General features: G+C 71.9%; 9 protein-coding genes and 2 pseudogenes. 9 read left to right on the top strand and 2 right to left on the bottom strand.

All coding sequences use genetic code 11. The features are described 5' to 3' along the window. Nucleotides 1-445 (top strand): annotated as a pseudogene (locus tag AB0I76_RS11080) (FAD-binding oxidoreductase); the annotation flags it as partial. Nucleotides 446-485: 40 nt separating this feature from the next. Here AB0I76_RS11080 and AB0I76_RS11075 read toward each other — a convergent pair. After that, nucleotides 486-2,555 (bottom strand): SpoIIE family protein phosphatase, encoded by a 2,070-nt coding sequence (locus AB0I76_RS11075; protein ID WP_357033233.1) that lies wholly within the window; start codon nt 2,553-2,555, stop codon nt 486-488. 174 nt (nt 2,556-2,729) lie between these two features. On the opposite strand from AB0I76_RS11075, the gene AB0I76_RS11070 reads away from it, so the two are divergent. Further along, entirely contained in the window at nt 2,730-7,100 is a 4,371-nt protein-coding gene (locus AB0I76_RS11070) for a HAMP domain-containing protein (RefSeq protein WP_357033230.1), read from the top strand. Next, the gene (locus tag AB0I76_RS11065) at nt 7,097-7,654 is read left to right on the top strand and encodes a response regulator (protein ID WP_357033227.1); all 558 of its coding nucleotides are present in this window, start codon (nt 7,097-7,099) and stop codon (nt 7,652-7,654) included. The genes AB0I76_RS11070 and AB0I76_RS11065 overlap by 4 nt, the downstream gene beginning before the upstream one ends. Before the next feature lie 7 nt (nt 7,655-7,661). On the opposite strand, the gene AB0I76_RS11060 is transcribed toward AB0I76_RS11065, so the two are convergent. Continuing rightward, nucleotides 7,662-7,997: an STAS domain-containing protein gene (locus AB0I76_RS11060; RefSeq protein ID WP_357033224.1), complete on the bottom strand. Its 336-nt coding sequence runs from the start codon at nt 7,995-7,997 to the stop codon at nt 7,662-7,664. Nucleotides 7,998-8,152: 155 nt separating this feature from the next. Here AB0I76_RS11060 and hemL point away from each other — a divergent pair, with 155 nt between their 5' ends. The 6 genes and pseudogenes from hemL to AB0I76_RS11030 form a co-directional block, all read left to right on the top strand. Beyond that, nucleotides 8,153-9,490, top strand: coding sequence for a glutamate-1-semialdehyde 2,1-aminomutase (hemL, locus tag AB0I76_RS11055; RefSeq protein WP_357033221.1), 1,338 nt, complete (start codon nt 8,153-8,155; stop codon nt 9,488-9,490). Between the two features lie 80 nt (nt 9,491-9,570). Further along, the gene (locus tag AB0I76_RS11050; RefSeq protein ID WP_357033236.1) at nt 9,571-10,206 is read left to right on the top strand and encodes a histidine phosphatase family protein; all 636 of its coding nucleotides are present in this window, start codon (nt 9,571-9,573) and stop codon (nt 10,204-10,206) included. Between the two features lies 1 nt (nt 10,207). Continuing rightward, nucleotides 10,208-10,780 (top strand): TlpA disulfide reductase family protein, encoded by a 573-nt coding sequence (locus AB0I76_RS11045; protein WP_357033218.1) that lies wholly within the window; start codon nt 10,208-10,210, stop codon nt 10,778-10,780. Next, the gene (locus AB0I76_RS11040) at nt 10,780-11,646 is read left to right on the top strand and encodes a cytochrome c biogenesis protein CcdA (protein ID WP_357033215.1); all 867 of its coding nucleotides are present in this window, start codon (nt 10,780-10,782) and stop codon (nt 11,644-11,646) included. The genes AB0I76_RS11045 and AB0I76_RS11040 overlap by 1 nt, the downstream gene beginning before the upstream one ends. Continuing rightward, on the top strand, nt 11,646-13,307 hold the full coding sequence (locus AB0I76_RS11035; protein ID WP_357033212.1) for a cytochrome c biogenesis protein ResB: 1,662 nt from the start codon (nt 11,646-11,648) through the stop codon (nt 13,305-13,307). The genes AB0I76_RS11040 and AB0I76_RS11035 overlap by 1 nt, the downstream gene beginning before the upstream one ends. Then, nucleotides 13,307-13,488, top strand: a pseudogene (locus tag AB0I76_RS11030) (c-type cytochrome biogenesis protein CcsB); the annotation flags it as partial. The gene AB0I76_RS11035 and the pseudogene AB0I76_RS11030, both read left to right, overlap by 1 nt.

Below are 13,488 nucleotides of genomic sequence, written 5' to 3'. Positions count from 1 at the left end.
GGCCGACCGGCTGGTGTCGCTCCTCGGCGCCGGCACGACGGCCGCCCACTCCGCGCCGCCGTGGTGGCGGCGCTACCCCTTCGCGCCGGGCGACACCGCGCTGCGCATCGAGGTGCCGATCACCGACCTGCACGCGGCGGTCTACGCGCTGCGCGACGCGGCCGGCGGTCCCGTCCCCCTGCGCGGCGCCGCCGGTCTGGGCGTCGTGCACGCGGCCCTGCCCGGCGCGATGTCCCCCGACCGGGTCGCCTCGATCCTCACCGCCGTCCGGAGCGTGCTCCTCGCCCGACAGGGCCGGTGCGTGGTCGTCTCCGCACCGGAGCCGGTCCGCCAGGCCGTCGACCTATGGGGCGACGTGTCCGGTTTGGCCCGGCTGCGGGCTGTGAAGGAACACCTCGACCCGCACCACCGCCTCGCCCCCGGCCGCCTCCCCGGCGGCCTCTGACCGCCGCTCAGTCCACCGTCGGGCGGGGCCGGTCGGGGCGTCAGGCGGCGTCGTTGCGCAGGACGAGGATGGCGATGTCGTCGCGGGGGGTCTCCGGCGAGAAGCCGATCGCGGTCGACCGGAGCCGGGCCGCGACCACGTCGGCGGAGTACCCGGCCAGCGGGGCGGCGGCCTCGCGCAGCCGGTCGGTGCCGAAGAGTTCCCGGCCGCGCCGGCGTTCGGTGACCCCGTCGGTGTAGAAGATCAGCGCGTCGCCCGGGTCGAGCGGGAACTCGGCCGTCGGCGAGGCGATGGAGTCGAGCAGGCCCAGCGCGGTGCCGCCGGTCCCGATGAAGTCCGCGCCGCCGCCGGAGCGCAGCAGCACCGGACGGTCGTGGCCGGCGAGGTGCAGCGAGACGTCGAGCTGGTCGTCGTCCCCGGGCCGGACGGCCGCCAGCGCGAGCGTGCAGTACCGGCCGCCGCCCCGCTCGCACAGCGTCTCGTTGAGCCGGGCCAGCGCCTCGGGCAGCGGCTTGCCGTCACCGACCAGCACCCGGATGACGTCGCGGACCAGGCCGGTGACCGCAGCGGCCTGCACACCCTTGCCGGAGACGTCGCCGATGACCACCAGCCACCGCCCGTCGGGCAGTGGCAGCACGTCGTAGAAGTCGCCGCCCACGTCGGCGTCGTCGCCCGTCGGCACGTACTCGGCGGCGAAGCCGATGCCCTCCACCACCGGCAGCACCGGCGGCAGCAGCGACTGTTGGAGGGTGTGCGCGACCCGGCGGCGTTCGGCGTGGATCCGCGCGTTCTCGATGGCCAGGGCCGCTCGGCGGGCCACGTCCTCCAGGACGGCGACCTCGTCCGGGTCGTGCCGGTGCCGCTGGTGCCGGCCGACGGCCAGCGTGCCGAGGCGCTGGCCCCGGGCGATCAGCGGGACCGCGAAGCCCTCCATGGGCGCCCCCAGCGGGGTCTGGGTGCCGTTGCGGGACGCCTCGCGCAGCCGCGTCTGGACCGAGTCCGGCCCGGTGTCCCGGAGCACCGCGTCCAGCTGCGGCAGCATCGACTCGTCGGCGTGGCTGGCCGCCGCGAGCCGCAGCCGGCCCCACTCGTCGGTGGTGTGCACCGCGCACCACTGCCCGAGCCGGGGCACCACGAGCTGCGGGATCAGCGCCATCGTCAGCTCGACGTCGAGGGACTGCGCGAGCAGTTCGCTGGCCTCGGCGAGGAACGTCAGCCACGCCTGACGCCGGACGTCCGCCCGGCGCAGCCGGTCGTTCTCCAGGTGCAGGGAGAGCCGCTCGGCCGTCAGGACGGCCAGCGGCCGGGCGTACGCGGAGGGTGCCGCGTCCAGCTCCAGCTCCCCGGAGTACGGACGGTGCACGGTGAGCGGTACCCGGAGCAGTTCGGTGCCGGGGCGGGGCTGGCGGCCGTACCGGGCGAGCACCTGGCGGCCCTGCCCCTCGCCCCGGTCCAGATGGACCACGCCTCCGGCCGCGCCGACCATCTCGGCGACGCGGGTCAGCAGGCTGGTCGCGAAGTCGGGCAGCGGGTCCTCGGCGTACGGATCGGGGGTGGTCTGCATCAGCTCGCTCATCGCGCCGGCGCTCGGCGCGGAGCTGTCGCTGCCTGTGGGGTCGGTCACGGCGGACGCCGCCTCGGGGCGCGGGACGGGGCCGTTCCCGGCGGCGCCGGGCCGGTCCAGACGGAACCAGACGCCCTTCCCGGTGGGCAGGTACGTGGTGCCCCAGCGGCTGGCGAAGTGGTCGACCAGCAGCAGGCCCCGGCCGCGTTCGGAGACCTCGCCGATGTCGGTGGTGTCGTTGCGGACCCCGACGATCAGCTCCTCCACCGGCCCGCTCGCGAAGTCCGACACCGTCACGGTGAGGCCGATCCGGTCCGCGACGACCTCGATGTCCAGTTCGGTGCGGGCGTGTTCCACCGCGTTGGTGGAGAGTTCGGTGGTCAGCAGCAGCGCCTCGTTGGCCAGATCGTCGAGGTGGGCCTCGCTGAGGACGGACCGGACGACGGCGCGAGCGGCGGCGGGCGTGCGTCGGTCGGCGGGGAGTCGGACCCGCCGGACGTGCTCGTCTCGGCCCTCGGTCGACACGGGCCCGGTCTCCGCTGACACCCCCGTATCCTCCACCTCGGTCCCCTCGGGTGCCAAGCCGGACCCGCGACCCGCCCGTCACCGGGTAACGACCCGACCGCGCGCCGACCTGGCGCGTCCGAGGCGGCGGGCACAATATGGGGTGGCCGGCGTGCCGACACGGGCCGGCGGCCCCCGACCCCTGAGCGAGGGATGATGACCACGGCGAAACAGTCGGCGACGGCCGATCAGTCCGCGCCCGACCACGAGGCGGTCCTCGTCGAGCTGACCGAGGCGCTGCGGCGGGTGCGCCGTGGCGACCTCAAGGTCCGGTTGCCCCGGCGGGCGGGCCGGGCCGGCGAGGTGGCCGACGCCTTCAACGAGGTGGTCTCGCTCCAGGAGCGGCAGTACCTCGACCTGCGCCGGATCAGCCGCATCGTCGGCCGGGACGGCCGGCTCACCGAGCGCCTGGACGACGAGGGGCTGGACGGTTCCTGGGCGGAGGGGCAGCGGGCCGTCAACTCGCTGATCGACGACCTCGGCCGGCCGACCACGGAGATCGCCCGGGTGATCGTGGCGGTGGCCGACGGTGACCTGTCGCAGCACATGGCGCTGGAGATCGACGGGCGCCCGCTGCGCGGTGAGTACCTGCGCATCGGCCGCACGGTGAACACGATGGTCGACCAGCTGTCGTCGTTCTCGAACGAGGTGACCCGGGTGGCCCGCGAGGTGGGCACCGAGGGCAAGCTGGGTGGCCAGGCCGACGTCCGGGGCGTCGCCGGCACCTGGAAGGACCTCACCGACTCGGTGAACACCATGGCGTCGAACCTGACCGGCCAGGTGCGGTCGATCTCGCAGGTGGCGACGGCGGTCGCGAAGGGCGACCTGTCGCAGAAGATCACGGTCGGCGCCCGCGGCGAGGTCGCCGAGCTGGCCGACACGATGAACTCGCTCACCGACACGCTGCGGCTCTTCGCCGAGCAGGTGACCCGGGTGGCGCGTGAGGTGGGCACCGAGGGGAAGCTGGGCGGGCAGGCCGACGTGCCGAACGTGGCCGGCACGTGGAAGGACCTGACCGACAGCGTCAACTCGATGGCGTCGAACCTGACCGCCCAGGTCCGCAACATCGCCCAGGTCTCCACCGCGGTCGCCCGGGGTGACCTCAGCCAGAAGATCACGGTGGCCGCGCAGGGCGAGATCCTGGAGCTGAAGGACACCGTCAACACGATGGTGGACCAGTTGTCGTCGTTCGCCGACGAGGTGACGCGGGTGGCGCGTGAGGTGGGCATCGAGGGCAAGCTGGGCGGTCAGGCCCAGGTCCGCGGCGTCTCCGGCACCTGGCGGGACCTGACGGAGAACGTCAACCAGCTCGCCGGCAACCTGACCAGCCAGGTCCGCAACATCTCGCAGGTGTCGACGGCCGTCGCGAAGGGCGACCTGTCGCAGAAGATCACCGTCGACGCGCAGGGCGAGATCCTGGAGCTGAAGAACACCGTCAACACGATGGTGGACCAGCTCTCCTCGTTCGCCGACGAGGTGACGCGGGTGGCGCGTGAGGTGGGCACCGAGGGCAAGCTGGGTGGTCAGGCGCAGGTGAAGGGCGTCTTGGGCACCTGGCGGGATCTGACCGACAACGTGAACTCGATGGCGTCGAACCTGACCAGTCAGGTGCGGAACATCGCGTCGGTCACCACCGCCGTGGCGAAGGGCGACCTGAGCCAGAAGATCACCGTGGACGCCCGGGGCGAGATCCTGGAGCTGAAGTCGACGGTCAACACGATGGTGGACCAGTTGTCGTCGTTCGCCGACGAGGTGACCCGGGTGGCCCGCGAGGTGGGCACCGAGGGCAAGCTCGGCGGCCAGGCCCAGGTACGCGGCGTCGCCGGCACCTGGCGCGACCTGACCGACAACGTGAACTCCATGGCGTCGAACCTGACCGCCCAGGTCCGCAACATCGCCCAGGTGTCCACCGCGGTCGCCAAGGGTGACCTGAGCCAGAAGATCACCGTCGACGCGCAGGGCGAGATCCTGGAGTTGAAGTCGACGGTGAACACGATGGTGGACCAGTTGTCGTCGTTCGCCGACGAGGTGACCCGGGTGGCGCGTGAGGTGGGCACCGAGGGCAAGCTCGGTGGTCAGGCGCAGGTGAAGGGCGTTTCCGGCACCTGGCGGGATCTGACCGACAACGTGAACTCGATGGCGTCGAACCTGACCAGTCAGGTGCGGAACATCGCGTCGGTCACCACCGCCGTGGCGAAGGGTGACCTGTCGCAGAAGATCACCGTGGACGCGCAGGGTGAGATCCTGGAGCTGAAGTCGACGGTGAACACGATGGTGGACCAGTTGTCGTCGTTCGCCGACGAGGTCACCCGGGTGGCCCGCGAGGTCGGCATCGAGGGCAAGCTGGGTGGTCAGGCGCAGGTGAAGGGCGTCTCCGGCACCTGGCGCGACCTGACCGAGAACGTCAACCAGCTCGCGTCGACGCTGACCACCCAGCTGCGGGCGATCTCCCAGGTGTCCACCTCGGTGACCCGGGGCGACCTGACCCAGCGGATCGCGGTCAAGGCGCAGGGCGAGGTCGCCGAGCTGAAGGACAACATCAACCAGATGATCGTCACCCTCCGGGAGACGACCAAGAAGAACGCCGAGCAGGGCTGGCTGGACTCCAACCTGGCCCGCATCGGCGGCCTGCTCCAGGGCCAGCGGGACCTCGGCGAGGTCTGCCGGATGATCATGATGGAGGTCACCCCGCTGGTCGACGCGCAGCTCGGGGCGTTCTTCCTGGCGGACAACTCCGAGGGCAGTGTCCGGCTGCGGCTGACCTCCTCGTACGGGTACGTGGCCCGCGGGCACGACGTCACGTTCGGCCCCGGTGAGGGGCTGGTCGGGCAGACCGCGCTGTCCCGGCGCACGATCCGGGTCGGCGCCGCGCCGGACGGCCGCCTGACGCTGCGTTCCGGCCTCGCCGACACGCCCCCGTCCGACCTGGTCGTGCTGCCGGTCCTCTTCGAGGGCGAGCTGCTGGGCGTGATCGAGTTCGCCAGCGTCAAGACCTTCTCCGAGCTGCACCTGTCCTTCCTGGAGCGGCTGGTGCTCACCATCGGCATCGCGGTCAACACCATCCAGGCCAACCGGCGTACGGAGGAGCTGCTCGCCCAGTCGCAGCGGCTCGCCCACGAGCTGCAGGAACAGTCGGCGGAGTTGCAGCGCACCAACGCCGAGCTGGAGGAGAAGGCCACCCTGCTGTCCGAGCAGAAGGGCAACATCGAGACGAAGAACCGGGAGATCGAGCTGGCCCGGCTCGGCCTGGAGGAGAAGGCGCAGCAGCTCACCCGGGCATCGGCGTACAAGTCGGAGTTCCTGGCCAACATGAGCCACGAGCTGCGTACGCCGCTGAACTCCCTGCTGCTGCTGGCCCGGCTGCTGGCGGAGAACTCGGAGCGGAACCTCACGCCGAAGCAGACCGAGTTCGCCCGCACGATCCACAGCGCCGGCTCCGACCTGCTGTCGCTGATCGACGACATCCTGGACCTGTCCAAGATCGAGGCCGGTCGGATGGACGTCGAGCCGACCGAGATCCGGTTCGCCGAGATCCGCAGCTACGTCGAGCAGGCGTTCGCGCCGCAGGCCGAGGAGAAGGGCCTGGACTTCCAGGTACGCGTGAGCAAGGACCTGCCGCCGGCGCTGGTGACCGACGCCCAGCGCCTCCAGCAGATCCTGCGCAACCTGCTTTCCAACGCGGTGAAGTTCACCGACAACGGCGCGGTGACGCTGCGGATCGCCCCGGCCCCGGAGAACGCGGTGTTCGACGTGCCGGCGCTCACCAACGCCCGGCAGGTGATCGCGTTCACCGTGATCGACACCGGCATCGGCGTCTCCGACGACAAGCTGTCGATCATCTTCGAGGCGTTCCAGCAGGCCGACGGCACCACCAGCCGCCGCTTCGGCGGCACCGGGCTGGGCCTGTCGATCAGCCGCGACCTGGCCCGGCTGCTCGGTGGGTCGATCACCGTCTCGTCGGCGCCCGGGCAGGGCTCGACGTTCACCCTCTTCGTACCCGACGTCCTGGCCCCGGACGCGGTGGTGGCGCCGGCGCCGCCGTCCCCGCAGCGGGCCGGCCTGCCCTCGTCGTTGCTGATGCCGCCGATGGAGCTGCTGCCGCAGCGGGCGGAGGCGCCGGCCACCCGCCGGCTGGACGGTGCGACGGTGCTGATCGTGGACGACGACGTCCGGAACGTGTTCGCGCTCACCAGCGCATTGGAACTGCACGGGATGACCGTGTTGTACTCGGACAACGGGGCGGACGGTGTCCGCCTGCTGGCCGAGCATCCGGAGGTGGACATCGTGCTGATGGACGCCATGATGCCCGACCAGGACGGGTACGAGACGACACGGCAGATCCGGCGCAACCACCGCTTCGCGGACCTGCCGATCGTCTTCCTGACCGCGAAGGCCATGCCGGGCGACCGTGAGTCGGCGCTGGCGGCCGGGGGTAGTGACTACATCACCAAGCCGGTGGACCTGGACGAGCTGATCGAGCTGATGGCGTCCTGGATCAGTGGCGGCCGGACCGAGGAGAGTTCGTGACCCAGATGGCCAAGGCGCTGCTGGTGGACGACCGACGGGAGAACCTGATGGCCCTGGAGGCGATCCTCCAGGGCCTGCCGGTGCAGTCGGTGGCGGTCGAGAGCGGCGAGGCGGCGCTGAAGCAGCTCCTGGTCGACGACTTCGCGGTGATCCTGCTCGACGCCCAGATGCCGGACATGGACGGTTTCGAGACCGCCAGCCACATCAAGCGCCGGGAGCGTACGCGGCACGTGCCGATCATCTTCCTCACCGCCGCCGACCGGGACGCGCAGCTCGCGCTCCGCGGCTACGCGGTGGGCGCGGTCGACTACCTCACCAAGCCGTTCGACCCGTGGGTGCTGCGCGCGAAGGTCTCGGTCTTCGTCGAGCTGTGGGTCAAGAGCCGGCAGCTCGCCGCCCAGTCGGACCTGGTCCGGGAGAAGGACGCCCAGTGGCGGGTGCTGACCGACGCGGTCGACGAGGCCACCGCGCTGCTGCGCTCCGAGGACGACCCGGATGCGCGGGACCGCGCGGTGGAACTCCTCGAACAGGCCCGCTGGGGCAGCACGCCCTGAGTGGGTGTCAGCTGGTGGGGGACTCGTTGCGGACCATCAGGGCCGAGCGCAGGCCGGTGATGTCCAGGACGCGGAGCAGGAAGTCGCCGACGTTGGTGAGGATCAGCAGGCTCTGCGCGTGACTGGCCTTCCGGCTCAGCACGACGAGCGTGCCCAGGCCCTGGGAGTCGCAGAAGGTGATTCCACCGAGGTCGAGCACGATCCGCGGGGGTGGGTCGGCCAGGACCTCGTTGACGATCGTCGAGAGCTGGGCGGCCGTGAGCATGTCGATCTCACCAGCGAGGCGAAGCACGGCTTCGTCCCCGGTCCGGTGCACGGTGATGGACAGTTCGGCACGATCCACCCGGTCAGCCTAGCGCGATCTCGTGACGCGGGCCTGTCGAGGCGATCTGCCGGCACCGCGGCCACGGGCCCCCGCAGGTCTCGGCGTGAGACTGGTAACGCCCCGCGCGGGGTGCCTGCCGATTCGCCGTCCGGCGCTGACACAATGGCGGCATCGTGACCGATATGTTTCCCGCCGGATCCGGCCGCTACCCCGCCGACGCGCCGGCCTCCGAGGCCCTGTTCGACCGCGCCCGGGCCATCGTGCCGGGCGGGGTGAATTCCCCTGTGCGCGCGTTCCGTGCCGTCGGTGGCACGCCGCGCTTCATGGTCCGGGGGGAGGGCCCCTGGATGTACGACGCGGACGGCCGGCGCTACGTCGACCTGGTCTGCTCCTGGGGGCCGCTGATCCTCGGCCACGCCCACCCGGAGGTGGTGGAGGCCGTCCGCGAGGCCGCCACGAGGGGCACCAGCTTCGGCACGCCGACGCCCGGTGAGGTCGAGCTGGCCGCCGAGATCGTCGACCGCACGCCGGTCGAGCAGGTCCGCCTGGTCAACTCGGGCACCGAGGCGACCATGTCGGCGATCCGGCTGGCCCGGGGCTTCACCGGCCGCGCGAAGATCGTCAAGTTCTCCGGCTGCTACCACGGGCACTCGGACGCGCTGCTCGCCGCCGCCGGCTCCGGCGTGGCGACCCTCGGCCTGCCCGACTCGCCCGGCGTGACGGGCGCGGCGGCCGGCGACACCATCGTCCTGCCGTACAACGACATCGCCGCAGTGGAGGCCGCCTTCGCGGCCGAGGGGCAGCACATCGCGGTGGTCATCACCGAGGCCGCCGCCGGCAACATGGGCGTGGTCGCGCCCCGCGACGACTTCAACCAGCGGCTCGCCGCGATCGCCCACGCGCACGGCGCGCTGCTCATCGTCGACGAGGTGATGACCGGGTTCCGGGTCTCCCGCGCCGGGTGGCACGGCCTCGACGCCTCGGACGCCGACCTGTGGACGTACGGCAAGGTCATGGGTGGTGGCCTGCCCGCCGCGGCGTTCGGCGGGCGCGCGGAGGTCATGGCGCGACTGGCCCCCGCCGGCCCGGTCTACCAGGCCGGCACCCTCTCCGGTAACCCGCTCGCCTGCGCCGCCGGCCTGGCCACGCTGCGGCTGGCCGACGACGCGCTGTACCGCAAGCTGGACTCCACGGCCGCCGTCGTGGGCAAGCTCGCCGCGGACGCGCTGGCCGCCGCCGGGGTCCCGCACCGGCTGTCGTACGCGGGCAACATGTTCTCGATCTTCTTCACCGACGCCGACGTGGTCGACTACGACAGCGCCCGCACCCAGCAGGTGCCCGCGTTCAAGGCGTTCTTCCACGCGATGCTCGCCGCCGGCGTCTACCTGCCGCCGAGCGCGTTCGAGTCGTGGTTCGTGTCGGCGGCGATCGACGACGCCGCTCTGGAGCAGATCGCCGCGGCGCTGCCGTCGGCGGCGAACGCGGCGGCAGCAGCGGGTCACGGGGGGTAGTGGTGAGCGCGAGGAGTGAGCCGGGTTTGCGAGCCCCGCAGTCGCGAACGAAGGGGGCGTAGACGGTGAGCGCGAAGACGGTGGTCCACGTGCTGCGGCACGGCGAGGTGTACAACCCGGACCAGATCCTCTACGGGCGGCTGCCCGGCTTCCGCCTCTCCGAACTGGGCGTGCAGATGGCCAAGGCCGCCGCGCAGGGGCTGGCCGAGCGGGAGGTCGTGCACGTGGTGGCCAGTCCGCTGGAGCGCGCGCAGCAGACGGCCGAACCGATCGCGGCCCAGTTCGGGCTGCCGGTCGGGGTGGACGAGCGGCTGATCGAGAGCGCCAACTGGTTCGAGGGCAAGAAGGTCTCTCCCGGGGACGGGTCGTTCCGCGACCCCCGTAACTGGTGGGTGCTGCGCGACCCGATGACGCCGTCCTGGGGCGAGGCGTACCGCGCGATCGCCGAGCGGATGTTCGCCGCCCTGCACGCCGCCCGGGTGGCCGCCGAGGGGCGCGAGGCGGTGCTGGTCTCGCACCAGCTCCCGATCTGGACCCTGCGCCGGTACGTCGAGCGCAAGCGGCTCTGGCACGACCCGCGCAGGCGGCAGTGCGGCCTGGCCAGCCTCACCTCGTTCCACTTCGACGGCGCCAAGGTGGTCGGCATCGGTTACTCCGAGCCGGCCGCGCACCTGATCGCGATGTCGCCGACCGCCCGGACGGCCAAGGGGGCCTGACATGAACGCCCGGAGGTGGACCGCCGGTCTGCTCACCGCCGTCGCGGCGGTGTCGCTGGCCGCCTGCTCCTCGAAGAGCGCCGAGGAGACCTGCGCCACCCGGGACGGCATCGTCGAGTGTGCCCCCGACCAGCGGTCCGCCGCTCCGAAGCTCGCCGGTGAGCTGCTCACCGGCGGCAGCTACGACGTCGCGCGGGACCGGGGCCGGGTCGTCGTGGTCAACTTCTGGGGTTCCTGGTGCAACCCGTGCCGGGCCGAGGCGGACGACCTGGAGAACACGTACCAGGCCACCAAGGGCTCCGGCGTGACCTTCCTGGGCATCAACGTGCAGGACCAGCGGGACAAGGCGAAGGCGTTCGAGGAGGGCCGGGTCACCTACCCGAGCCTGTTCGACCCACCGAGCCGCCTGGCGCTCGCCCTGGACATCCCGCCGAACACCATCCCGGCCACCGTGATCCTCGACCGGGAGGGCCGGATCGCCGCGGTGATCCGGGCCGCGGTCACCCAGGAGGGCCTCCAGCCCATCGTCGAGCGGATCGCCGCGGAGTCGTCCGCGCCGACCGGCCAACGCTGATGGGCGATACCTTCGGCACCCTCGCCCAGTCCGGCCCACTGCTGCTGGCCATCGGCGCGGCGGCGCTGGCCGGCCTGGTCAGCTTCCTGTCCCCGTGCGTCCTGCCGCTGATGCCGGGCTACCTGTCGTACGTCACCGGTCTGGCCGGCGCCGACCTCGAAGGCCGAGGTGAAAGGAAGGGCCCCCTATTAACGCCTGCGGTAGAGGAAGGGCCCCTTCTTAACACCGCAGGCGGCAGCGCGGACGTGGCGGTGCGGGAGCGGACGACCCGCGCCGAGGTGGCCGCCGTGAAGGGGCGGGTGCTCGCCGGGACGCTGCTGTTCATCGCCGGCTTCACCGTCGTCTTCACCGCCACCGCCATCCTCTTCACCAGCTTCGGCAAGGTCTTCTTCCAGCACGAGCGCACCCTCGAGGTGGTCATCGGCACGCTGATCGTGGTGCTCGGTCTCGGCTACCTCGGGCTGATCCCCGGGTTGCAGCGCGAGTTCCGGATCCAGCGGCTGCCGGCCGCCGGCCTGCTCGGCGCACCGGTCCTGGGCGCGGTCTTCGCGCTCAGTTGGGTGCCGTGCACCGGCCCGACCCTCGCGGCGGTGGTCGGCATGGCCACCACCAGCGGTCAGACGGACCGGGCAGTGGTGCTCGCCGTGGCGTACTGCCTCGGGCTGGGGATACCGTTCGTCGTCTTCGGGCTGGGCTTCCAGCGTCTGCTCGGGGTCTTCCGCGCCGTCCGGCGCAACAGCCGGTGGGTCACCCGGATCGGCGGCGCGCTGCTGATCCTGATCGGCCTCGCGCTGGTCACCGGCGGGTGGACCAACATCGTGATCTGGTTGCAGACCACCGTCGGGGTGGGCGAGGTGAGCATCTGATGACCGTCGTGGACGAGCGGCCGGCGACACCGGCCGAGGCACCCCGGCGTCGGCCCAACCGGCTGCTGGCCCTGCTGCGCAACTCGTGGCGGCAGCTCACCAGCATGCGTACGGCGCTGGTCCTGCTCTTCCTGCTCGCGGTCGCCGCGATCCCCGGCTCGGTGCTGCCCCAGCGCGGCGTCAACCCGGAGGACGTGCGGGACTACTTCGTCGCGCACCCCGATCTGGCCCCCGTGCTGGACCGGATCGGCGCCTTCGAGGCGTTCGGCTCGGTGTGGTTCTCCGCGATCTACGTGCTGCTGTTCACCTCGCTGATCGGTTGCATCACCCCCCGGCTGCGGGACCACGTCCGCGCGCTGCGGTCGAAGCCGCCGGTCGCACCGAAGCGGCTGGACCGGCTGCCGCAGCACGCCGTCTTCGCCGCCCCGGCCGGCGGAGCGGGCGCGATCGCCGAGGCGCTGCGCCGGCGGCGCTGGCGGGTGGTCGTCCGCGGCGACGAGGTCTCCGCCGAGAAGGGCTTCCTGAAGGAGACCGGCAACCTGCTCTTCCACTCCTCGCTGGTCCTGGTGCTGGTGGGTGTCGCGCTCGGCTCCTGGTACGGGTGGAGCGGCAACAAGCTGCTGGTCGCCGGGCCGGACAACGGGTTCTGCAACACTCAGCAGCAGTACGCCGAGACGAAGTTCGGTCCCCGCGTCGACGACGTCGACCTGCCGCCGTTCTGCGTCCGGCTGGACGACTTCGAGGCGCGGTTCCTGGAGTCCAACGGCCAGCCGGAGTTCTTCAACGCCACGGTCACCACGACGAACCTGGAGACCGGCGAGACCCGGCAGGCCGACTTCTCGGTCAACTCGCCGCTGCGGCTGGACGGGGCGAACGTCTACCTGCTCGGCCACGGGTACGCCCCGGTGATCCGCTACACCGACCGGTTCGGGCAGAGCCAGACCAGCACCAAGCCGTTCCTCAGCACCGGCGACATCGGGTTGACCGGCGAGGGTCTGGCCGACTTCCCGGACGCCAACGTCGACCCGGCCACCGGCCGGCGGGACCCGAACCTCCAGATGGCCTTCACCGGCCTCTACCTGCCGACCGCCCCGCAGGAGGGCCCGTTCGTCCGGTCCGAGTACCCGACCGAGCGGAACCCGGCGCTCAACCTCGTCGCCTATCGGGGCAACCTGGGCCTGGACGCCGGCATCCCCGGGTCGGTGTACGAGCTGGACCAGCGGCAGGTCCGCGCCGGCAAGGTCAAGGAGGTCGGCGCCAAGCTGCTGCGCAAGGGCGAGAGCTGGACCCTGGACGACGGCACGACGGTCGAGTTCCTCGGCACCGAGCCGTACATCGTGCTCTCGGTGCGGTACGACCCCGGCTCGACCCTGCTGCTGGTCAGCTCCGGCCTCCTGTTGGTCGGCCTGATGGGCTCGCTCTTCGGCCGCCGCCGCCGGGTCTTCTTCCGGGTGGGGACGGGCGACCCCGTGGGTGGATCTCCGACGAACGGTAGTAGTTTGGTCGAGGCCGGTGGCCTGCCGCGCACCGACCATCCCGGGTTCGCCGACGAGTTCGCGTCCCTCGTCGGCGAACTCGTCGGCGGTGCGGGGGAGCGGGACCAGCGGGCCGGGGCCGGTCGCGACGACGACCGGGCCGGAGCGCGAGAAGGAGCCGAGTGATGTCCGCACTCTCCGACCAGCTGGTGACGTTCGCGATCCTGGCGTACCTGATCGCGATGATCAGCCACGCCGTCGAGTACGCGCTCGGCAACGCCCGTGCCCGCGCGGTCGCCGTGCCCGCCCGGGAACTGGTCGGCGCCGGTGTCGGCGCGACCGGCGGGACGACGGCACCGCCCTCCGC

It is taken from the genome of Micromonospora sp. NPDC049799 (genome assembly GCF_040656655.1).
Classification (GTDB): domain Bacteria; phylum Actinomycetota; class Actinomycetes; order Mycobacteriales; family Micromonosporaceae; genus Micromonospora.
Note: the sequence above shows the minus strand (reverse complement) of the source record. Positions and strands in the feature narration are given on the sequence as shown.